The sequence below is a fragment of the Leucobacter sp. WKLB1 genome (genome assembly GCF_059696215.1).
In genome coordinates this window covers 1,728,974-1,749,287 of sequence record NZ_AP046115.1, presented here as the reverse complement: position 1 = coordinate 1,749,287, position 20,314 = coordinate 1,728,974, and the positions used below count along the sequence as shown (strand labels likewise).

Sequence of the window (20,314 nt, the reverse complement as noted above, 5' to 3'; positions counted from 1 at the left end):
TGAGCGAGGAGACGATATGAACGGAACCCCGTCGAACAAAGGTTGGGCGCGAGCGCTCGGTGAATTCGGCCGTTCGTTTCTAACTGCGTTTCTCAAGTCTTCGGGCCGTCAGAATTCCGAGCAGCACTCGGGGTCAGTGCCGAAGCCTTCCGCGCAGGATCGCCGAAACGGTCAGGCAACTGCGACGGCCTCGCACGATGAGCGTCTGAGCCCGGGGCGCGACGGCCAAGCGGCAACGCGCGAACTCACCGCGTCGGAGACACGTCTCTTGCGACCGAGCTACGAGCCGAACCCCGACGGCGATCCTGACCCCGGGGAGGTCGTCTGGACCTGGGTGCCCTACGTAGAGAACGATGGTCGCGGCAAAGATCGACCGGTGCTCATCATCGCGCGCATCGACGACGAGACCACCGCGGGGTGCTACCTGAGTACGAAGCAGCACCGTGGCTTCGTTTCAGTCGGCACTGGAGGCTGGGACAGCCAGGGGCGCGAGAGCTTCCTCTCGCCCGAACGCGTACTCCGTGTCACGAACGGCGGGATGCGCCGCGAAGGGCACGTGCTCGACCGGAGCCGCTTTGTCGATGCGGTCGCCGCGGTCGTTCGCGAACATGGGATCCGTGGGTGAGCCTGAGCGGTTGATACTCCGTTCCCCCGTGCGCCGTTCTGGGCGCCGGCTCGCTTTGCGGACGCTCGCGGCTCAGCCGCGCACCGTACAGAACAGGTGTCCGACCGGATCCCGGTACACGCGGAACGTCTCGTGGTCGGCCGCGAATCGTGCCCCGATTTCGAGGAGTGCGCGGTGCGCTTCATCGAGGCTGTCGACACGAATGTCGAGGTGCGCCTGTTGCGCACCGTCATCGCCCGGCCACTCCGGTGGCACATAACCGGGGGACTCCTGGAACGCGAGTGTCGTGGAGAGCCCATTGATCTGGAGGTCGACCCAGTCGTCGCCGTCGGTCACCACCGTGCCCCCGAAGATGCGCCGATAGAACTCTGCCAGAGCGGCAGGTTCGGGGCAGTCGAATACGAAACTGTGCAACTTCGCGATCGGGCTCATGCGGGTCTCCGTTCTCAGCACTGAGTGTGCCACCAGTCTGCGCGCCGGTGCCGCACGGTGCAATCATCTGCGCGAGATGCCGGTCACGTCTTCGGAGGCGGGGTGACGTCGGGGGAACGGCGAGCTTCGATGATGCACTGGGGGCGGGCACCCGGTTCGTGACGTTCGGTGAGCGAGAGTACGCTGAAGCCTGACACGAGAGAACTGACTGGGAGGCCAGCGATACGCTCGAATGACGGCGTGCTCGAAGGGCTCGAAATGTGACCAGGTAAACAGGCCGACGAGCAAGCTCCCTCCAGGGCGCAGCACTCGGCGGAACTCCGAGAGCACCGCAGCAAGGTCTTCGGGGCGGGCATGGATCACCGAGTACCACGCAAGGACACCGTCCAGGCGTGTATGGGCACACTCGGTCTGTTCGAGGGATGCCCGGCGGAATCGAGCGTCGGGGAATCGGCTTGCGGCGATGGCTAGGAACTCGGGGGAGTGACCGATACCTTCGACATCGACTCCGTGCTGCCGCAGCTCCTCGGTCCAGTGCCCGGGGCCGCAGCCGGCGTCGAGCACGGGCCCGGAACGTGCGAGGGCCCAAGCGCGAATGCCAGCGCGGTCGTCGGGATGCGCAGCTGCGACGTCCGCGAAGTGCTCCGCGTATTCGACGGCGCGCTGGTCGTAGGCCTGGCGCACCGCCATGGGGGTCGGGTCGAAGGCTCGCATTCTTCCAGCGTATGTCGAAGCGCTGCAGTGCCTTGACACGTGGGTCTTCCCTCGGCGGATGCCATGGAGTCATAATGAAAGGAGATGCGCCGCGACCGGCCGGTGCGCTGACGAAAAGGACGAACGAATGGGCATCGAAGATCTGAGCAAGAGGGCCTCCGACCTCGCCGGCAAGGCCGGTGAAGTGGTGAACGAGAATGCTGAGAAACTGCAGGATGCGCTGAAGAGTGATCAGGCCGAGGAAATCAGCGACAAGGTGCTCGACGGCGTCGCCGGTTTCGCCGACAAGATCACCGGCGGCAAGTTCAGCGACAAGATCACTGAAGTTCGCGACAACATCGACGGCGCTATCGGTAACGAGTAAGTTTTCGCGGCTGTCCGCAACTTCGACCCCCGACAACATCATTGCGCGGGGGTCGAAGTATGTTTGCCAGCGCGTTCGCGATTCTCGCGAGGTCACGGAATGCAAAAAGCCCCGGGGAAACCGGGGCTTTTCTTCTGTGCGCGATACTGGGATCGAACCAGCGCGAGAATCTGGGGCGAACGCATCGCGTTCGCGATTCTCGCGAGGTCACGGAATGCAAAAAGCCCCGGGGAAACCGGGGCTTTTCTTCTGTGCGCGATACTGGGATCGAACCAGCGCGAGAATCTGGGGCGAACGCATCGCGTTCGCGATTCTCGCGAGGTCACGGAATGCAAAAAGCCCCGGGGAAACCGGGGCTTTTCTTCTGTGCGCGATACTGGGATCGAACCAGCGCGAGAATCTGGGGCGAACGCATCGCGTTCGCGATTCTCGCGAGGTCACGGAATGCAAAAAGCCCCGGGGAAACCGGGGCTTTTCTTCTGTGCGCGATACTGGGATCGAACCAGTGACCTCTTCCGTGTCAGGGAAGCGCGCTACCGCTGCGCCAATCGCGCCTGTACAGGCTATGAAATTATAGACGAGGTGGCGACGGGATTCGAACCCGTGTATACGGCTTTGCAGGCCGCTGCCTCGCCTCTCGGCCACGCCACCGTAGTGGTTGTTACCACAAGCGGCCGAGCAAGCTCGGCCACTGGAGCGGATGACGAGACTCGAACTCGCGACCCTCACCTTGGCAAGGTGATGCGCTACCAACTGCGCTACATCCGCATTTCCGCCGCGTTTCCGCGACCTGATTAACTATAGGGAAGCCTGAGCGGGGGTGCAAATCAGGCTCGCCATCCCGGGCGCGCCGCACGAGGCATCGGCGTGTTTTCGCCGTTCTTGGAAGTTTTCGCATGCGTGTCGGTGGCCCCGGATACTGTGGATGCATGTCCGAAAGCGCGGGGTCGGTGGTGAAGCGATGGGTGGGCTTCACGGTCTTCCTCCTCGTCGTCGCGCTCGTGGCGTTCGTCATGATGCATCGGCAGGAGCTCAAAGATCGCTTCGCCGCAATCGGGTTTGAGGTCAGCCCGCAGGTCGCAGACCTCTCTGAATCACTGCAGCTGACTGATGCGGGTCTGCGCATCTTTACCGCGACTCACCCGACCATCGACGGGAGTCAGCACTTCAATGAGCAGTGCGCCGAGGTCGACCACTCCGAGCAGGGTCACGTGCTCGGGTGCTACACGGGCGACAGGATCCATTTGTTCGACGTCACTGACGAGCGCGTGAGCGGCATCGTCGAGGTCACCGCGGCTCACGAGCTGCTGCACGCCGTATGGTCGCGCATGGGCGAGGGCGATCGCACGCTCATGACGGCGAAGCTTCGTGAGGTCTACGATGACTTGGTTCCCACGCACCCCGAACTTGCAGAGCGCATGTCGGTGTACGAGCATTTGTCGGATGCCGCGTTCGCGAACGAACTGCATTCGGTCTTCGGTACCGAGGTGCGCGAGCTACCACCCTGGCTCGATGAGCACTACGCGCAGTGGTTCGAGCACCGATCAGACCTCATCGACGGGTTCGACACGTACCACACGGTGTTTCAGGAATTGCAGCAGCAAGCCGATCACCTGCAGTCCGAAATGACGGCGCTGCGCGCCGATGTGAAGACGCGCAAGCAATCGTACGGGCAGGCGGTTGAGGCTTTCAACGTTGACGCGAGCGCATTCTCGGCCGATGTCGCGGCCGGCACATATGCGGAAGACCCCGACGCGCAGACCGCGGTCGCCGGCGCACTCACCGAGCGTCGCGCAGCCCTCGATGCGGAACTTGCCGACCTGCAGGGCGACATCGACCGATACAACGGGCTCCGCCATGATCTGCGGCAACTCAGCGAGGTGAGCGCCGAACTCGATGAGCAACTCAACAGTGATCTCGCGCCGATCACGACACGCCCGACCGAATAATCCCGATTCCGCGAAATACTGCGCCTCGCGACTGGTGGCGCAGAGGCAACCTGCGATCCGTGTATGATCGATCAGGTTGGCACCGCGCAGTTTCACTCGTGAAGCTCCAGTGCAGACGGGCGATTGGCGCAGTTGGTAGCGCGCTTCCTTCACACGGAAGAGGTCATCAGTTCGAGTCTGGTATCGCCCACCACACCGACATCAGGCCCGCAGCGCACACGCGTTGCGGGCCTGATGCGTTTCCCACCCATTGCCTTATTCCGGCGAATCTGGGACAGTTGACCCACATTCTCGACGAGGAGGATCGATGGGTGTTCCCGTGCATCAGCGCCGCGCCGCGCTCGTCGATGCCGCCTTGCGTGTGCTCAGCCGAGACGGGCTGGCGGCGACATCCACCCGGGCGATCGTTGAGGAGGCGGGCATGAGTCTTGCCAGCCTCCACTACGCGTTCGACTCCCGCGATGCCCTGCTCGAGGCGGTCGTCGGGAGAGTCGTCAGAGACGAACGCGAAGCGGTGCATGCGGCGCTCGCAAGCGGGGCCGGCGCGCAACGCGGTGACAAGGTCTCAGGCGCCGCCGGCGACGCCGTGCTTCAGGAACTTATCCGCAACGGCATGGAGCGCTACGTGCAGACCGTGGTGCAGTATCCCGGCCGCGAACACGGCATGCTCGAATTGACGCTCGATGCGTCGCGGCATGCGGACTCCCGGGCACTCGTGCGCTCGCAGTACGACAGCTACCGGTCAGTCGTCGCCGACCTGCTTGTCGAGGCCGGGCAGATCTCGGGAACGCGGTGGCGCGTTCCCGTCGATGAGATCGCGACCGTCGTGGTCGCGTTGACCGACGGCCTGACCATCGCGCACATCGTCGACGGCGTCACGCCCGTGCTCGCCTTGGATACCGTGGTTGCGGCGATCCTCGTGCACGCGGAAACGCGGTCCCTGTGAGCCGGGAGCGCGGCCAGGCACCCGCGACCGAGGTGCCGTCTTCGGCTGAGGCGGCAGCGGCTTCGGCACCATCACACCGGGTCGCGGCCCCGTGGATCGCTGCATTCTCGGTTGCGTGGCTGGGGGTGTGGATGGCTCAACTCGCACCGATGCAACTGCTGCTCCCGACGCAGGTCGAACGGCTGGTGCGGGCAGACGGTTGGGTTGGCAGCGTCGTCGCCTTCGGCACGGTGAGCGGGATCTCCGCCGTCTGCGCGATCGTCGCGTATCCGCTGGCGGGGGCGCTTTCTGACCGCACGAGGTCGCGGTGGGGGCGACGCCGCCCCTGGGTCGCCGGAGGAGCCCTGCTGTTCGGCTGCAGCCTGATGGCACTCGGGCTGCAGGAGTCGTTCTGGGGCGTCGCAGTCTGCTGGTCACTCGCTATTTCAGGGTTCTGCACGCTGACAGCGGCGCTGACCGCGATGATCGCGGATCAGGTGCCCGTGTCTCAGCGAGGCCTCGTCTCCGGGTTCGTTTCGGCGCCGCAGGGCGTCGGGGTGGTGTTCGGTCTCCTGCTGGTGACGGTGGTACTGACCGGCATCAGCGCCGGATACATCGGCCTTGCAGTGGCGCTCTGCGTGCTGGTGCTTCCTGCACTGCGGCTGCCGGATCCGCCGCTCGACCGCCGTCACCGCACGCCCTGGAGCGCCGCTGCAGTCGCCCGCGGGTTCTGGATCAGCCCGCGTCGCTTCCCCGACTTCGGTTGGACGCTGTTGTCGCGCATCCTCGTCAATACGGGCAATGCACTCGGCACGGGCCTCCTGCTGTACTTCCTGATGTTCGGGCTCCACCGGGCACACGCTGACGACGACCTGCTCGTCTTGTCGCTCATCTACACGACCATGACCGTCGTGGCCTCGCTCGTATGCGGCAGGCTTTCTGATCGCCTCGGCCGTCGTAAGGTCTTCGTTGCCATCTCGGCCGGTTTGCAGGCGATCGGCGGCTTGCTGCTTGCTGTGTGGCCGGGCTATTCGCTCGCGTTCGTGGCCGCAGTGCTGCTCGGCCTCGGATACGGATGCTTCCTCGCCGTCGATCAGGCGCTAGCGACGCAGGTGCTCCCTGACGCGGCCAGCCGCGGCAAAGATCTCGGCATCATGAACATTGCGAACGCCGTGCCGCAGGCGCTTGCACCACTGCTCGGGGCGATCGTCGTCAGCGCTACCGGAGGATTCATCGCCCTGTTCCTCGTCAGCGGCGCGTGCTCGCTGTTCGGAGCCTGGAGCGTGCAATACGTGAGGAGTGTTCGATGATTGATCTGACATCGCCGCGAGGGGACCCCTGGGCCAACCCTGCGGCGTACTGGCCGCGCATCGATGCAGCGACACGCGAGCTCGATCCACCGTTCGGCGTGTTGCACCGGGGCGCCCTCGCGCACAATGCTCACGACCTGCTGCGGCGAGCACAGGGGACGCCGATTCGTGTCGCGAGCAAGTCGCTGCGCGTGCGGGCCGTGCTCGAATCGGTGCTCGCGATTCCCGGGTTTTCGGGAGTGCTCGCGTACACCCTGCCCGAGGCGCTCTGGCTCGCGGATGCCGGGTTCGACGACATTGTGGTTGCGTACCCCACTGCGGATCGTGGGGCGATCGCCGCGCTCGCGACTGACCAGCGGCGGTCCGCCGCGATCACTCTGATGGTCGATCACATGTCTCAGCTGGACTGCGTCGACAGTGTGCTGCCACCGGCGCAGCGCGAGACCGTTCGGGTGGCGTTGGAACTCGACGCCTCATTGCAGTCGCCGGTGCTCGGGCATGTTGGGGTCTTCCGTTCTCCTGTGCGGTCGCCGGCGGCGCTCGCGAGTCTGGCGTCCGCAGCGGCGGGGCGTGACGGGTTTCGGGTGGTCGGCGTCATGGCGTACGAGGCGCAGGTCGCAGGCGTTCCGAATTCGGGTCCGGGCAGGATCGCGATTCGCGCCATGCAGCGCGCGTCCGTCGCCGAACTCGCCGAACGGCGGGCGGAAGCGGTGGCCCTCGTGCGGTCGGTCGTCCGAGCGCATGGCAACGACCTCGAATTCGTGAATGGGGGAGGCACAGGGTCGATCGAGTCCACGCGGCTCGACGATTCCGTCACGGAGATCGCGGCGGGATCCGGTCTTTTCGGCCCCGGCCTATTTGATCACTACGAGCAGTTCGCGCCGGCGCCCGCGGTGGGGTTCGCGCTCTCCGTGGTGCGCCGCCCCGCCCCAGCGGTCGCGACGGTGCTCGGCGGTGGGTGGATCGCGTCGGGACCACCGACGGCGAGTCGCCAACCGCTCCCGGTGTGGCCTCCAGGGCTCAGCACGTTGCCGCGCGAGGCCGCAGGCGAGGTGCAGACCCCGCTGCGCGGAGTGGCCGCGCGCGGCCTCGAGGTCGGCGATCGCGTGTGGCTGCGGCACGCGAAATCGGGGGAGATCTCAGAACATCTGAATGTGCTGCACGTCGTCGATGGAGATCAGGTGATCGACTCGGTACCCACATATCGTGGCGAGGGGAATGCGTTTCTGTGACTGACTCAAGATCGTCGTCGGATCCGAGAGGCGACCGCCTGCGCATCCGCCGCGGTCGCATCGTCGAGAACTGGGGGCGCAGCGTCCGTGCTCACCCAACCCGGGTTTCGGCACCGACGACCGCCGAAGAGCTCTCGGACATTGTGCGTCGTGCAGCGGCAAATGGTGAGACCGTGAAAGCCATCGGCGCCGGGCATTCGTTCAGCGACATTGCGATGACGGATGGCGTGCTCGTCGATGTCGCTGCGTTCTCCGGGCTGATCGCGTTCGATCCGGAGTCGATGCGTGTGACCATCGGTGCCGGCACACGCTTGCGACAACTCCCGATGATTCTGCGTCCACTCGGATTGGCCGTCCAGAATCTCGGCGACATCGACACGCAGACGATCGCTGGCGCCGTCTCGACTGGCACTCATGGCACTGGGATCGGCTTCGGCGGCATCGCGACGCAGATCACTGCGGTGACGCTGGTCGACGGCACCGGGGCGATCCGCCGGATCGCGACCGATGCGCACCCCGAATGGCTTCCGGCCGTACGACTGGGACTCGGCGCACTCGGCGTACTTGTCGCCGTCGAGCTGCGGTGCGTACCGACGTTTCTGCTGCACGCCGTCGAGCGCTCCGAACCATTTGATGTCATCGACGACCTGCTCGACCGTGCGCGCGCGATCGACCACGTCGAAGCGTACTGGTGGCCGCACACGGACCGATTGTCGACCAAGTCGAACGCGCGTCTCACCCCAGACGCGGCGTTCGCCGCCCCGCACCCGGTGCGGGGCTGGCTGGAGGACGAACTGCTCGGAACGGCGGCGCACTGGGCGATCTGCAGCGTCGGCACTGTAGCGGGGTTTGCCACGCCCGCGATCAATCGATTCGCCGCTGCGGTCTACGGGAGGCGCTCGTTCACCGACGACTCCCACGCGGTGTTCACCAGCCCGCGACGCGTACGCTTTCGTGAACTGGAGTACGCCATTCCTGCGGAGGCTCTTCCCGAGGCACTCCGCGAGGTGCGCGCGCTGATCGAGCGACGACGGTGGCGGGTTTCGTTCCCGATCGAGGTGCGCTTCGCCGCAGCAGACGATTTGTGGCTCTCGACCGCGTACGGTCGCGAGAGCGCCTACATCGCGGTGCACCGGTACTGGCGAGAGAATCCGGAGCCGTACTTTTCCGCAGTCGAAGCGATCTTGCGCGACTACGACGGCCGCCCGCACTGGGGCAAGATGCACGGTCGTAGTCGGTCTGATCTCGCATCTGCGTACCCTCGATTCGACGACTTCCTCGCCGCGCGCGATTTCTTCGACCCCGAGCGAACGTTCGCGAACGACTACACCCGCCGGGTGCTCGGGCACTGACCGGCGCAAGTAGGCTGAGAGGCATGCTTCTTCCGGCCCTCACCGCGCTCGATGTCGTTCCCGGCGTCTTCGCCTTGACGCATGCCGCTATCGGGCTCATCGCGATCCTGTCCCTGGCCAAGTTCGAGCCGCAGCTGACGTGGCCGAAGATGATCGCCTGGATCGTGTTCATCGCCGTCGTTCCGCTGGTCGGCGCGATCGTGTGGTTCACCGCGGGTCGACCGCGGTTCCTCACTGCGTCGGGAGTCGACGCGGCCGCGGACTCAGCGCCGCACGTCGGGGGAACGCAGTAGGATCGTACGGTGATCGGCGCATTGCCGATCCTGCGCGACCGCAACGGCGAGCGCAGCATTTCCGACACCCACAGTGCAGGAGTTCACCCGTGGCCGATGGCTTCTCCCGGTTCCCCGATCGTTCGATCGTCGCGATGCGCGTCAACGGCGAGTTGCGCGACCTTGCGACGGAGCTGACGGAGACGGACACGGCTGAGCCGATCTCGGTCGAGTCGGCCGACGGTCTCAACATTCTGCGCCACTCGGCGGCCCACGTGCTCGCGCAGGCCGTGCAGCGCATCAACCCCGAGGCTCGCCTCGGCATCGGCCCGCCGATCACCGACGGGTTCTACTACGACTTCGACCCGAAGACGCCGTTTACGCCTGAAGATTTGAAAGCGATCTCCGCTGAGATGCAGAAGATAGTCAAGCAGGGTCAGCGCTTCGTGCGCCGCGTCGTCACTGAAGATGAAGCGCGCGCCGAGCTCGCGAACGAGCCGTACAAGCTCGAACTGATCGGGCTGAAGGGTGGCTCGGCGGGTGACGAGAACGGCGAGAGCGTCGAGGTCGGCGGAGCCGAGCTCACAATCTACGACAACGTCGATCCGAAGACCGGCGAGCTGTGCTGGAAAGATCTGTGCCGCGGGCCGCACGTGCCCAACACGCGCCTGCTCGGCAACGGTTGGGCGCTCATGCGCTCGGCAGGCGCCTACTGGCGCGGCAGCGAGAAGAACCCGATGCTGCAGCGCATCTACGGCACCGCCTGGCCGACCAAGGATGAGTTGCGCGCCTACCAGACGCGCCTCGAAGAGGCGGCGAAGCGCGACCACCGCAAGCTCGGCGTCGAACTCGACCTCTTCAGCTTCCCCGACGAGATCGGGTCGGGCCTCGCGGTCTTCCACCCGAAGGGCGGCATCATCCGCCACGAGATCGAGACGTTCATGCGTGAAGAGCTGCTGAAGAACGGCTACGAGGTCGTGAACAGCCCCCACATCACGAAGGGCTCGCTCTTCGAAACCAGCCAGCACCTGAACTGGTACAAGGACGGGATGTTCCCGGCGATGCACCTCGACGAGGTCGAAGACGCCGATGGCAACGTCATCAAGCAGGGCCAGGACTACTACCTGAAGCCCATGAACTGCCCGTTCCACAACCTCATCTTCCGCGCTCGGGCGCGCAGCTATCGCGAACTGCCGCTGCGTCTCGCGGAGTTCGGCACGGTGTACCGCTACGAGAAGAGCGGCACGCTGTCGGGCCTCACCCGTGTGCGCGGCCTCACCCAGGACGATGCGCACATCTACGTCACCGACGATCAGGTGAAGGGCGAGATCAAGCAGCAGCTCGAGTTCGTGTTCGCGACGCTTCGTGCCTACGGTCTCGATGACTTCTATCTGGAGCTGTCGACGCGGGATCCCGAGAAGTCCGTCGGCTCCGACGAACAGTGGGAGATCGCGACGGAGACCCTGCGCGAGGTTGGAGAGGAATCGGGTCTCGAACTCGTCGCCGACCCCGGTGGCGCCGCGTTCTACGGACCGAAGATCTCCGTGCAGGCCCGAGACGCGATCGGTCGCACCTGGCAGCTCTCGACGGTGCAGCTCGACTTCAACCAGCCCGAGCTGTTCGAGCTCGAGTACCAGGCGGCCGATGGCACGCGTAAGCAGCCGGTCATGATTCACCGTGCCCTGCTCGGTTCAGTGGAGCGCTTCTTCGCGATCCTGCTCGAGCACTACGCCGGCGCGTTCCCCGTCTGGCTCTCGCCGACGCAGGTCGTGGGTATTCCCGTGGCCGAGCAGTACGGCGAGTACCTCGACGGAGTCATCGCCCAGCTGCGTGAACACGGGGTGCGCGCCGAAGTCGATCACGGCGACGACCGCATGCCGAAGAAGATCCGCACGCACACGAAGGCCAAGATCCCCTTCCAGCTCATCGCGGGCGAAGAGGATCGCGCGGCGGGCGCCGTCAGCTTCCGCTTTCGTGACGGAACCCAGATGAACGGCGTGCCGGTCGCCGATGCGATCGCGCGCATCACTGGTGCGATCCGTTCCCACGAGCAGGTCTCCACCGCATGGTCGGAGTAGGCGACTGCGCCGACGGCACCGCTCCGGTCGAGTCCCTCGACGAGAGCGGTGCCGTCGGCGTCGCCGACGACCTGCAACGACTGTGGGTGCCGCACCGCATGGTGTACGTCGCCGATCACTCGCAGCCCGAGCAACACGACTGCCCGTTCTGCGCAGCGCCCGGCCGCACCGATGCCGAGGCGCTCATCGTTGCCCGTGGCGAGCACGCCTACGTACTCCTCAACCTGTTCCCCTACAACAGCGGACACCTGCTCGTCTGCCCGTACCGCCATGTCTCGACCTATGACGAGGCCACCGCAGACGAGGTTGCCGAAATCGGTGAACTGACGCAGACCGCGATGCGCGTCGCGAAGCAGGTGCTGCGCTGCGACGGCTTCAACATCGGCATGAATCAGGGAGAGGTTGCGGGGGCCGGTATCGCCGCGCACTTGCATCAGCACGTCGTACCCCGCTGGCGCTCTGACGCCAACTTCTTCCCGATCATCGCGAAGACGAAGGCCATGCCGCAGTTGCTCGGTGAAGTGCGCGATTTGTTCGCCGAAGCCTGGCCGGCGCCGTCAGATGCCGGGCCGCAGCGCTCGTAGACTCAATCCCAGACCACCCTTTTCCATCACGATCAAGAGGAGCTCCCGTGTCCGGACACTCCAAGTGGGCGACGACCAAGCACAAGAAGGCCGTCATCGATTCGCGTCGCGCCAAGGCGTTCGCGAAGTACATCAAGAACATCGAGGTTGCGGCGCGCATCGGTGGCGCCGACCTCTCGGGCAATCCGACGCTCGTCGACGCCGTGCAGAAGGCCAAGAAGAACTCGGTCCCCGGTGACAACATCGACCGCGCGATCAAGCGCGGAGCCGGCCTCGACGGCGACGCCGTCGAATACATGACCATCGTCTATGAAGGTTACGGCCCGAACGGCGTCGCGCTCATGATCGAGTGCCTCACCGATAACAAGAATCGCGCCGCCGCCGAAGTCCGTACAGCACTCAGCCGCAACGGCGGTACCCTGGCGGATCCCGGGAGCGTCGCCTACAACTTCGCCCGCAAGGGCGTCATCATCGTGCCCGCAGAGGGAACGACCGAAGACGACGTGCTCGGCGCCGTGCTCGAGGCCGGCGCAGAAGAAGTGAACGCTGCACCCAACGGCGAGACCTTCGAGGTCGTCACCGAGGCGTCTGAGCTCGTCGCCGCCCGCACCGCGCTCGTCGATGCCGGAATCGACTACGACTCGGCCGACGCCGAGTTCGTGCCGAACCTCAAAGTCGAGATCGACGCCGATACGGCGCGCAAGGTCTTCCGACTGATCGATGCACTGGAAGACAGCGACGACGTGCAGAACGTATTCGCGAACTTCGACCTCACGTCCGAGGTGCAGGCCGAACTCGCTGAAGACGAGTGATCCGGGCGCTCGGCGCGACCTTCGCATGACGCGCATCATCGGGATCGACCCCGGTCTCACCCGCTGCGGTATCGGCGTGGTGACGGCCGGGGCCGGTCGTCGAGTCACCTTCGAGCACGTCGAGGTACTGGGCAGCCCGGCGACCGCCGAGCTGCCCGCGCGCCTGCACCAACTGGGCTCCGCAATCGAACGTCTGCTCGACGGCGAGAAGCCAGCAGCGATCGCGCTGGAGCGCGTCTTCGCACAGCAGAACCTCCCCAGCGTCATGGGCGTCGCCCAGATCAGCGGCGTCGTGATGTTCCTTGCGGAACGCCGGGGGATCCCGGTGGCGCTGTACACCCCGAACGAGGTCAAAGCGCAGGTGACCGGATATGGCAGCGCCGATAAAGCGCAGGTGACCACCATGGTGACGCGCCTGCTCGGGCTCGCCGCACCGCCGAAACCGGCTGACGCCGCTGATGCGCTTGCGCTCGCAATCACCCACGCTTGGCACCTGTCCCGCGGAGGCAGCGCCGATCGCTCGCAGCGCGGAGCGGCACCCGGTGGTGAAACGCCCGCCCAGCGCGCCTGGCGGGAGGCCGAGGCGAAGGTCGGTCGGCGTCGCAGCGGCCCGCGGGCCTGAGCTCTCCCGTCTGCGACCGAGCGCCTAGCGCTCGCGAGACGTCGGATCGTCGTCGTCCTCGCGATCCGGCATCGCCGAATGGCGCCCGTACCCGGCGACATCATCAGCATCGGGAAGCGTGATCGGCAACGTGAGCGTTCCGGTGTGCAGCGCCTCTTCGATCGCCTGCTCGACCTGACGCTGCCGACGCAACTGGATGCGACTGATGGCGCGCTGCTCGGGAAGACTCCAGCCGAAGCGCACAGCGAGCAAGCGCACGAGGGCGGTCACGATGACGCAGACGATGCCGGCAGTGATCACCGGCACTCCCAGGGCGAGCAGACCCACGAGCACGACCACGCCGGCGAGGCTCGCCACGGCGTACAGCGAGCCGACATGCATGACCGCGATCGGAATGTTGAGCATGAGATCGCGCAGCACCCCGCCGCCGATTGCCGACACTGTGCCGATGAAGAGCGCGGGGATCACTGGCAAGCCGAGTGCGAGCGCCTTCGTCGCCCCGATTGCGCCGAACATGCCAATGCTGATCGCGTCGAGCACCGTGATGGCGGGGTCGACCTTCTCGAGAACCCGCGACAGCAGCATGCCGAGGAACGCGGCACCGGTCGCGACCAGCAGGTACAGGTTGTCGGTGAACGCGGCGGGCGATTGACCGAGGAAGACGTCGCGAAGAAAACCGCCGCCGACCCCCGAGAAGATGCCGATGATCGCGACGCCCAGCAGGTCGATGCGTTTGAACCCGGCGGCGAACATCGCGCCCTGCAAGCTGCCGACCCCCACGGCGGTGAGATCGGCATACAGCGGGATCCGGAACGTCTCGTCGAACACCCGTCCATTCTCGCGCACCCGGAGTTGCGCCGCTCGCGGAATCTCCGCGTCGATATCACCTCCTGCGCGATACTGAGGGGGTGCCCCTCTACCGCGAACCCGGGGTCGTGCTGCGCACCCACAAGCTGGGTGAAGCCGACCGCATTGTCACCCTACTCACGCCCGGGCGCGGGCTGCTGCGTGCGGTGGCCAAGGGCGTGCGACGCACCTCGTCGAAGTTCGGCGCCCGTCTCGAACCTTTCATGGTGGCCGATCTCCAGTGCTTCGAGGGCCGCACCCTCGATACGATCACTCAGGCCGAGACTCTGGGAGCCTATGGCCCGCAGATCAGTGCCGACTACGACCGGTACCGCGCCGGCAACGTGATCGTCGAAACCGCCGAACGGTTGGGCGAGGGCGACACGTCGCGCGAACTCTACGGCCTGCTCGTCGGCGCGCTGCGTACACTCGCCGCGGCCCGGATTCCACCGGAGCTGGTGCGCGACGGCTATCTCCTGCGTGCGCTCTCGATCGCAGGTTGGACTCCGGGGTTCACCGACTGCGTGCGATGCGCTCGCCCCGGGCCGCACACGGCGGTGGTCGTGCAACTCGGCGGCGTGGTCTGCGAGGAATGCCGTACGCCGGGGTCGCCCCGACTCGATCCTGGGAGCATCGCGCTGCTCGAGGCGCTGCTGGTCGGTGACTGGGACGGGGCCGTCTCGTCGACGGAGCGCGAGCGGGGCCAGGCGGCCGGGATCGCGGCGGCGTACACGCAGTTTCACCTCGAGCGCGGGCTCCGCTCCTTCAGCGCGCCGCGCAACTGACGCTCGGCGGCCCGCCTCTACACTGGCAGGCATGCACTCCGCGCCCACCATGCTCGTTCCGGTCGATTGGACCGGAGAGCAACCGCCGCAATTCGACGGACCGGCCCCGAAGCACGTCGCGATCGTCATGGACGGCAACGGACGGTGGGCGAATCGGCGCGGCCTGCCGCGAGTCGAGGGCCACCGGATGGGAGAGCAGGCGTTGCTCGACGTCGTCGCCGGGGCGATTCAGGCGGGCGTGGGGCACCTCAGCGTCTACGCTTTCTCGACGGAGAACTGGCGGCGCTCGCCCGACGAGGTGCGGTTTCTCATGGGCTTCAACCGTGACGTGCTGCGTCGACGGCGTGCGCAGCTCGATGCGTGGAACGTGCGCATGCGCTGGGCTGGTCGACGGCCCAGACTGTGGGGATCGGTCATCAGCGAGCTGCAGGCCTCCGAGCGCGCAACCGCGAAGAACACCGGGCTCACACTCACGATGTGCGTCAACTATGGTGGTCGAAACGAGCTCACCGATGCGGTGCGAGAGATCGCGGCAGAGGTGCGCGCCGGGCGTCTGTCGCCGAACGGCATCACCGAGCGCACGATCGAGCGCCACCTGTATGTGCCTGAACTCCCTGACGTCGACCTGTTTCTGCGCAGTTCGGGGGAGCAGCGCACGAGCAACTTCATGCTGTGGCAGTCGGCCTACGCCGAGATGGTGTTCCAAGACACGCTCTGGCCCGATTTCGGGCGGCGCGAGCTGTGGGAGGCGATCCGCATCTACCATGCCCGCGACCGCCGCTTCGGCGGCGCAGTCGACACGCCCACCGCCTCCTGATCTGCGAGAATGGAGGAGATATGACTTCCCAGACTCTCGGTGACGCCCGCCTGCGCATCGGCCCGCTCGCACTCGACGTGCCGGTCGTACTCGCACCCATGGCCGGCATCACCAACACTGCGTTCCGTCGACTGTGCCGTGAATACGGCGCCGGTCTGTACGTCAGCGAGATGATCACGAGCCGTGCGCTGGTCGAGCGCACTCCCGCGTCGCTGCGTTTGATCAAGCACCACGAGAGCGAAACACCGCGATCGATTCAGCTCTACGGCGTCGACCCGAAGACGGTTTCCGAGGCGGTCCGCTTTCTCGTTGATCAAGACCTGGCCGACCACATCGATCTCAATTTCGGCTGCCCGGTGCCCAAGGTCACGCGCAAGGGTGGCGGTTCGGCGCTTCCCTGGAAGAGCGATCTGTTCCGCGCCATCGTCGAGGGAGCGGTGCGCGCCGCGGGCGACATCCCGCTCACGGTGAAGATGCGTAAGGGTATCGATGAGGATCACCTGACGTACCTCGATGCCGCTCGCGCGGCAGAGGGTGCGGGCGTGGCGGCCATCGCGCTGCACGGTCGCACGGCAAACCAGTTTTACTCGGGTCACGCCGACTGGAGCTCGATCGCGACGCTGAAGGAGACGATCACCAGCGTCCCCGTCCTTGGCAACGGCGACATCTGGTCTGCGGAAGACGCAATTCGTATGGTGCGGGAGACGGGCTGCGACGGCGTCGTGGTCGGCCGCGGATGCCTCGGGCGCCCGTGGCTCTTCGGCGATCTTGCTGCGGCGTTCCGCGCCGAGGCGGGGGAGATCACCGAGGAGGCGGCGGAAGCGGCGATCGCGAAGCCGCCGCTCGGCTTCGTCATGGAGGCCATGCGTCGCCATACCGAATTGCTCGTCGAGTTCTACGACGATGACGAACCGCATGCCTGTCGCGACATCCGCAAGCACGTCGCCTGGTACTTCAAGGGCTACGGTGTCGGAGGCGATACGCGCCGTGCGCTGGCGGCGGTCGAGTCGATCGCGCAAATGGACGAGATCTTCGCCACGATGGACGGCTCGATGCCGTATCCGGGCGAGGGCGCCGAAGGGCAGCGCGGTCGCGCCGGCAGCCCGAAGCGTGTAGTACTGCCCGATCGTTGGCTCGAGAGCCGCACCAGCGAAGGCATTGACTACGCCGACCTCGCCGAGGCCGAGCGAGACGACTCCGGTGGGTGATCCCGGCCTGCCCATCGGGTACGACCGAGCAGACGCGGAACGCTACGTTCCGGAAGCGCACGGCGGCGGTCGCAGCGATTTCGCCCGCGATCGCGCGCGCGTGCTGCACTCCAGCGGCTGGCGTCGGCTCGCCGCCAAGACGCAAGTGCTCAGCCCGACTGCGGGCATCGATTTCGCGCGCAACCGCCTGACGCACTCGCTTGAGGTCGCGCAAATCGGACGCGAGCTCGCGGTCGCCCTGCATCTCGCACAAGACGTGGTCGATACGGCCTGCCTCGCCCATGACCTCGGTCACCCGCCCTTTGGGCACAACGGTGAAAAGGCCCTCAACGAGTGGGCCGCCGATGCGGGTGGGTTCGAGGGCAATGCGCAGACACTGCGCGTGCTGGCCAGGCTGGAGCCGAAACGGTTCGATGCCGACGGTCGGAGCGTGGGGCTCAATCTGACCCGGGCGACGCTCGACGCGAGCTGCAAGTACCCGTGGAGTTTGGATGAAGCGGAGCCCGGCAGCGCGAAGTTCGGATACTTCGCCGACGACGCTCCCGTCTTCTCCTGGCTCCGGGCAGGCGCACCGGAACGGCAGAAGTGCGCGGAGGCGCAGGCCATGGACCTCTCCGATGACATCGCCTATTCCGTGCACGACTTCGAAGACGCGGTGGTGAGCGGGTTCATCGATCCCGAGATCTTGACCGCTCGCTCCGGGCACGACGGGCTCATTACCGACGTCTCGGAGTGGGCCGACGGCTCGTTCTCGCGCGACGAGCTGGGTGCCGCGTACGATCGGATCGCGGAAACCTCGAACTGGCTCACCCGATGGGATGGCACGCGCGCTCATCAGGCACAGCTTAAGAATTTTACGAGCGACATGATTGGGCATTTCGCGCGCGGTTCGATCGCTGCGACCCTCGAGTCTGCTGACGGCACTCCACTCGCTCGGTACGGCGCCTCGGTGATCGTGCCGCGTGAGATCCGAGCGGAGATCGCCGTACTCAAGGGCATCGTCGCGGCGTTCGTGATGGCCAGCGGCCGGCGGCAACCGACCTACCGTCGGCAGCGCGAACTGCTGAACGAACTGCTCGACGTCCTGTGGCAGACCGGCGACAGCGAGCTCGAGCCCGCATTCGCCGCTGATTTCCGTGAAGCGTCGGACGACGCCGGGCGGAAGCGCGCCATCGTCGATCAGGTGGCCTCGCTCACCGATCAATCGGCGATCGCTTGGCACAAGCGACTCTGCGACATCCCGCTCGTCTGATCCGACCGGGGCCGCGCCACGCGCTGAACCGAGAGGGGCATGCGCAGGGAGCGTGTGGGCGCGCTCTGAAGCGCGTCGTGCGGCGCTAGACTCTGCCCTATGGCAGGCAGGATTCGGGCGAGCGACGTTGAGGAAGTGAAGCGGCGCACGAATCTCGCGGATCTCGTCGGCGACTACGTCACGCTGAAGAACGCCGGCATCGACTCGATGAAGGGGCTTTGCCCGTTCCACGATGAGCGGAGCCCGAGCTTCCATGTGCGGCCGGCGCTCGGGTATTACCACTGCTTCGGGTGCGGCGAGTCGGGCGACGCGTTCACCTTCGTGCAGCGCATGGACCACCTCACGTTCGCGGAGACCGTCGAGCGCCTGGCCGCACGCATCCACTACGTGCTGACGTACGAAGAGGGTGGTTTTCAGCGCGAAGATGGGCCGAATCGGGCGCGTCTGCTCGCGGCGAACCAGTCAGCTGCGGCGTTCTTCATGGAGCAGCTGCAGAGCGACGAAGCCACGACCGCACGCGAGTTTCTCACGGCCCGCGGGTTCGATGCGGCCGCGTGCGCGCACTTCGGTGTCGGCTATGCCCCGCGAGGGTGGGATGGCATGACCGGGCATCTGCGCGCGCAGGGCTACACCCCGCAGGAGCTCGTGCTCTCGGGGCTCGCTTCTGAGGGCCAGCGCGGTGCCTACGATCGTTTCCGCGGCAGGATCGTGTGGCCGATCCGCGATACGAGCGGCCAGACACTCGGCTTCGGAGCCCGCAAGCTCTACGACGACGATAACGGCCCGAAGTATTTGAACACCCCAGAGTCTCCCGTCTACCACAAGTCCCAGGTGCTCTACGGGCTCGATCTCGCGAAGAAAGCGATCTCGCGGGGCAAGCGCGCCGTGGTGGTCGAGGGGTACACCGACGTCATGGCCTGTCACCTCGCGGGCATCGAAACTGCCGTCGCGACCTGTGGCACTGCATTCGGCAAAGATCACATCGCGGTACTTCGCCGCATCATGGGCGATGACTCTGCGGCCGAGGTCGTGTTCACCTTCGATCCCGACGAGGCCGGTCAGAAGGCCGCACTGCGCGCATTCAGCGAAGAGAAGCGGTTCACCGCGCAGACGTACGTCGCGGTCGCTCCGGAAGGCCTCGACCCCTCCGACCTCAGACAGCATCGCGGGGATGAAGCCGTGCGCGAACTGTTCACGCGCAAGGTGCCCCTGTTCGAGTTCGCGCTGCGACAGGCGATTGCGCGATTCAATCTGAATAGCGTCGAGGGGCGCGTCTCGGCGCTCCGCGAGGCCGCACCCATCATCGCGGAGATCAAAGACGCCTCGCTTCGCCCCGGGTACACCCGCGAGCTTGCACGCATGCTCGGTGCGGAACTGGGGGAGGTGCAGCAGGCCGTGCGCGGCGCGGAGCGATCCCCCCGCCCGCAGCCGCGCACAAACGGTGGCACGCAGCAGCGCGGGCAGCATCGCGGGGCGCCGGCCCGTCAGCGCGTCGCTGCGCAAGCCTCTGGCCCGGGCGACCCGTATGGGGACTCCCTCAGCGAAGCGTTCGAGGGAGACGACCCCTACGGCAGTGCAGGCGACCCCTATGCCGGTAGCGCCGGGGCGGCAGGCTCCGAACCTCAGGCACCACGGCGCGTCGGCGTGTCGACGTTGCGCAATGCCCCGACAACGCGCCTCGAACGCGACGCCATCATTGCGATGCTGCAGCAGGGCGACAGTATCGGCGCGGATTTGCTGCAACAGGCCGTGACCGCGCAAGTGTTCGAACCCGATCTCCGTATCGTGCGCGACGGCCTGGCAACAGGTCTCACGCAGCTCGGCGCCCCCGGCTGGCTCGACGCGGTGATCGCAGCGGTTCCCGAGACGCATCACGGGTTGGTACGTGAGCTCGCGATGGTGCCACTGCCCATCCCGCAGAGCAAAAGCGGACAGCTCGCCGCCTACTCGAGAGACGTCGTGGTCTCACTGCTCGATCGAGACCTCGTTGAGCTGAAGCGCGAATTGCTCGCCCGGCACCAGAGACTCGGTGATTCGAGCGACCCCCGCGCGCGTCGCATCCAGGAGCAACTGGTGGCGCTCGAGGCGGCGCGACGGAGCCTGCGCGATGAATGAGCAACGTGCCGGGAGATTTC

The 20,314-nt window shown here is 66.1% G+C and carries 20 protein-coding genes and 4 tRNA genes; 18 read left to right on the top strand and 6 right to left on the bottom strand.

Annotated features, from left to right (window positions below; all coding sequences use genetic code 11):
* Positions 1 to 16 precede the first annotated feature (16 nt).
* Positions 17 to 625 carry a hypothetical protein gene (locus ACZF5Y_RS07950; protein WP_497535244.1) on the top strand — a complete coding sequence of 203 codons (609 nt, stop codon included), beginning with the start codon at positions 17 to 19 and terminating at the stop codon, positions 623 to 625.
* A gap of 72 nt (positions 626 to 697) precedes the next feature.
* On the opposite strand, the gene ACZF5Y_RS07945 is transcribed toward ACZF5Y_RS07950, so the two are convergent.
* On the bottom strand, positions 698 to 1,057 hold the full coding sequence (locus ACZF5Y_RS07945; RefSeq protein WP_497535243.1) for a VOC family protein: 360 nt from the start codon (positions 1,055 to 1,057) through the stop codon (positions 698 to 700).
* Positions 1,058 to 1,120: 63 nt separating this feature from the next.
* Positions 1,121 to 1,771, bottom strand: coding sequence for a class I SAM-dependent methyltransferase (locus tag ACZF5Y_RS07940; RefSeq protein ID WP_497535242.1), 651 nt, complete (start codon positions 1,769 to 1,771; stop codon positions 1,121 to 1,123).
* A gap of 127 nt (positions 1,772 to 1,898) precedes the next feature.
* On the opposite strand from ACZF5Y_RS07940, the gene ACZF5Y_RS07935 reads away from it, so the two are divergent.
* Positions 1,899 to 2,135 carry an antitoxin gene (locus tag ACZF5Y_RS07935; protein ID WP_497535240.1) on the top strand — a complete coding sequence of 79 codons (237 nt, stop codon included), beginning with the start codon at positions 1,899 to 1,901 and terminating at the stop codon, positions 2,133 to 2,135.
* Between the two features lie 482 nt (positions 2,136 to 2,617).
* On the opposite strand, the gene ACZF5Y_RS07930 is transcribed toward ACZF5Y_RS07935, so the two are convergent.
* The 3 genes from ACZF5Y_RS07930 to ACZF5Y_RS07920 form a co-directional block, all read right to left on the bottom strand.
* Positions 2,618 to 2,689 (bottom strand) — tRNA-Val (locus tag ACZF5Y_RS07930).
* 26 nt (positions 2,690 to 2,715) lie between these two features.
* Positions 2,716 to 2,786: transfer RNA gene (locus tag ACZF5Y_RS07925), tRNA-Cys, on the bottom strand.
* 41 nt (positions 2,787 to 2,827) lie between these two features.
* Positions 2,828 to 2,903, bottom strand: a tRNA-Gly gene (locus tag ACZF5Y_RS07920).
* Between the two features lie 161 nt (positions 2,904 to 3,064).
* Here ACZF5Y_RS07920 and ACZF5Y_RS07915 point away from each other — a divergent pair.
* The 11 genes from ACZF5Y_RS07915 to ruvC all read left to right on the top strand — a co-directional run bounded on the left by ACZF5Y_RS07915 (position 3,065) and on the right by ruvC (position 13,271).
* On the top strand, positions 3,065 to 4,084 hold the full coding sequence (locus ACZF5Y_RS07915; protein WP_497535239.1) for a hypothetical protein: 1,020 nt from the start codon (positions 3,065 to 3,067) through the stop codon (positions 4,082 to 4,084).
* 117 nt (positions 4,085 to 4,201) lie between these two features.
* Positions 4,202 to 4,277 (top strand) — tRNA-Val (locus ACZF5Y_RS07910).
* A 114-nt stretch (positions 4,278 to 4,391) separates the two neighbouring features.
* Positions 4,392 to 5,030 carry a TetR/AcrR family transcriptional regulator gene (locus ACZF5Y_RS07905; RefSeq protein WP_497535238.1) on the top strand — a complete coding sequence of 213 codons (639 nt, stop codon included), beginning with the start codon at positions 4,392 to 4,394 and terminating at the stop codon, positions 5,028 to 5,030.
* Entirely contained in the window at positions 5,027 to 6,319 is a 1,293-nt protein-coding gene (locus ACZF5Y_RS07900; protein ID WP_497535237.1) for an MFS transporter, read from the top strand. Before ACZF5Y_RS07905 ends, ACZF5Y_RS07900 begins: the two co-directional genes overlap by 4 nt.
* Positions 6,316 to 7,551, top strand: coding sequence for an amino acid deaminase/aldolase (locus ACZF5Y_RS07895; RefSeq protein ID WP_497535236.1), 1,236 nt, complete (start codon positions 6,316 to 6,318; stop codon positions 7,549 to 7,551). Before ACZF5Y_RS07900 ends, ACZF5Y_RS07895 begins: the two co-directional genes overlap by 4 nt.
* A complete protein-coding gene (locus tag ACZF5Y_RS07890) occupies positions 7,548 to 8,903 on the top strand; it encodes a D-arabinono-1,4-lactone oxidase (RefSeq protein ID WP_497535235.1) in 1,356 nt (451 codons plus the stop codon). The genes ACZF5Y_RS07895 and ACZF5Y_RS07890 overlap by 4 nt, the downstream gene beginning before the upstream one ends.
* Before the next feature lie 23 nt (positions 8,904 to 8,926).
* Complete coding sequence (locus ACZF5Y_RS07885; RefSeq protein WP_497535234.1) at positions 8,927 to 9,196, top strand: PLDc N-terminal domain-containing protein; 270 nt, start codon at positions 8,927 to 8,929, stop codon at positions 9,194 to 9,196.
* An 89-nt stretch (positions 9,197 to 9,285) separates the two neighbouring features.
* Positions 9,286 to 11,253 (top strand): threonine--tRNA ligase, encoded by a 1,968-nt coding sequence (thrS, locus tag ACZF5Y_RS07880; RefSeq protein WP_497535233.1) that lies wholly within the window; start codon positions 9,286 to 9,288, stop codon positions 11,251 to 11,253.
* Positions 11,241 to 11,837 (top strand): HIT family protein, encoded by a 597-nt coding sequence (locus ACZF5Y_RS07875; protein WP_497535232.1) that lies wholly within the window; start codon positions 11,241 to 11,243, stop codon positions 11,835 to 11,837. The genes thrS and ACZF5Y_RS07875 overlap by 13 nt, the downstream gene beginning before the upstream one ends.
* A 47-nt stretch (positions 11,838 to 11,884) precedes the next feature.
* Complete coding sequence (locus tag ACZF5Y_RS07870; RefSeq protein WP_497535231.1) at positions 11,885 to 12,649, top strand: YebC/PmpR family DNA-binding transcriptional regulator; 765 nt, start codon at positions 11,885 to 11,887, stop codon at positions 12,647 to 12,649.
* A gap of 25 nt (positions 12,650 to 12,674) precedes the next feature.
* Entirely contained in the window at positions 12,675 to 13,271 is a 597-nt protein-coding gene (gene ruvC / locus ACZF5Y_RS07865) for a crossover junction endodeoxyribonuclease RuvC (RefSeq protein WP_053385900.1), read from the top strand.
* 24 nt (positions 13,272 to 13,295) lie between these two features.
* Here the strand turns inward: ruvC and ACZF5Y_RS07860 are convergent, their stop codons facing one another.
* Positions 13,296 to 14,099 carry a trimeric intracellular cation channel family protein gene (locus tag ACZF5Y_RS07860; protein ID WP_497535230.1) on the bottom strand — a complete coding sequence of 268 codons (804 nt, stop codon included), beginning with the start codon at positions 14,097 to 14,099 and terminating at the stop codon, positions 13,296 to 13,298.
* A gap of 80 nt (positions 14,100 to 14,179) precedes the next feature.
* Between ACZF5Y_RS07860 and recO the strand changes: the two genes are divergently transcribed.
* The 5 genes from recO (at position 14,180) to dnaG (ending at position 20,294) form a co-directional block, all read left to right on the top strand.
* On the top strand, positions 14,180 to 14,902 hold the full coding sequence (recO, locus tag ACZF5Y_RS07855) for a DNA repair protein RecO (protein ID WP_497535229.1): 723 nt from the start codon (positions 14,180 to 14,182) through the stop codon (positions 14,900 to 14,902).
* A 31-nt stretch (positions 14,903 to 14,933) separates the two neighbouring features.
* A complete protein-coding gene (locus tag ACZF5Y_RS07850) occupies positions 14,934 to 15,719 on the top strand; it encodes an isoprenyl transferase (protein WP_497535228.1) in 786 nt (261 codons plus the stop codon).
* A gap of 20 nt (positions 15,720 to 15,739) precedes the next feature.
* On the top strand, positions 15,740 to 16,927 hold the full coding sequence (gene dusB, locus ACZF5Y_RS07845) for a tRNA dihydrouridine synthase DusB (RefSeq protein ID WP_497535227.1): 1,188 nt from the start codon (positions 15,740 to 15,742) through the stop codon (positions 16,925 to 16,927).
* Positions 16,920 to 18,179 (top strand): deoxyguanosinetriphosphate triphosphohydrolase, encoded by a 1,260-nt coding sequence (locus ACZF5Y_RS07840; protein WP_497535226.1) that lies wholly within the window; start codon positions 16,920 to 16,922, stop codon positions 18,177 to 18,179. Before dusB ends, ACZF5Y_RS07840 begins: the two co-directional genes overlap by 8 nt.
* Before the next feature lie 99 nt (positions 18,180 to 18,278).
* On the top strand, positions 18,279 to 20,294 hold the full coding sequence (dnaG, locus tag ACZF5Y_RS07835) for a DNA primase (RefSeq protein WP_497535225.1): 2,016 nt from the start codon (positions 18,279 to 18,281) through the stop codon (positions 20,292 to 20,294).
* Positions 20,295 to 20,314: the final 20 nt, after the last annotated feature.

Bases quoted from the DNA above. Each gene is read 5' to 3' on its own strand.
- ACZF5Y_RS07950 (WP_497535244.1), top strand. From the start codon at position 17: ATGAACGGAACCCCGTCGAACAAAGGTTGGGCGCGAGCGCTCGGTGAA.
- ACZF5Y_RS07945 (WP_497535243.1), bottom strand. From the start codon at position 1,057: ATGAGCCCGATCGCGAAGTTGCACAGTTTCGTATTCGACTGCCCCGAA.
- ACZF5Y_RS07940 (WP_497535242.1), bottom strand. From the start codon at position 1,771: ATGCGAGCCTTCGACCCGACCCCCATGGCGGTGCGCCAGGCCTACGAC.
- ACZF5Y_RS07935 (WP_497535240.1), top strand. From the start codon at position 1,899: ATGGGCATCGAAGATCTGAGCAAGAGGGCCTCCGACCTCGCCGGCAAG.
- ACZF5Y_RS07915 (WP_497535239.1), top strand. From the start codon at position 3,065: ATGTCCGAAAGCGCGGGGTCGGTGGTGAAGCGATGGGTGGGCTTCACG.
- ACZF5Y_RS07905 (WP_497535238.1), top strand. From the start codon at position 4,392: ATGGGTGTTCCCGTGCATCAGCGCCGCGCCGCGCTCGTCGATGCCGCC.
- ACZF5Y_RS07895 (WP_497535236.1), top strand. From the start codon at position 6,316: ATGATTGATCTGACATCGCCGCGAGGGGACCCCTGGGCCAACCCTGCG.
- ACZF5Y_RS07885 (WP_497535234.1), top strand. From the start codon at position 8,927: ATGCTTCTTCCGGCCCTCACCGCGCTCGATGTCGTTCCCGGCGTCTTC.
- ACZF5Y_RS07875 (WP_497535232.1), top strand. From the start codon at position 11,241: ATGGTCGGAGTAGGCGACTGCGCCGACGGCACCGCTCCGGTCGAGTCC.
- ruvC (WP_053385900.1), top strand. From the start codon at position 12,675: ATGACGCGCATCATCGGGATCGACCCCGGTCTCACCCGCTGCGGTATC.
- ACZF5Y_RS07850 (WP_497535228.1), top strand. From the start codon at position 14,934: ATGCACTCCGCGCCCACCATGCTCGTTCCGGTCGATTGGACCGGAGAG.
- dusB (WP_497535227.1), top strand. From the start codon at position 15,740: ATGACTTCCCAGACTCTCGGTGACGCCCGCCTGCGCATCGGCCCGCTC.
- dnaG (WP_497535225.1), top strand. From the start codon at position 18,279: ATGGCAGGCAGGATTCGGGCGAGCGACGTTGAGGAAGTGAAGCGGCGC.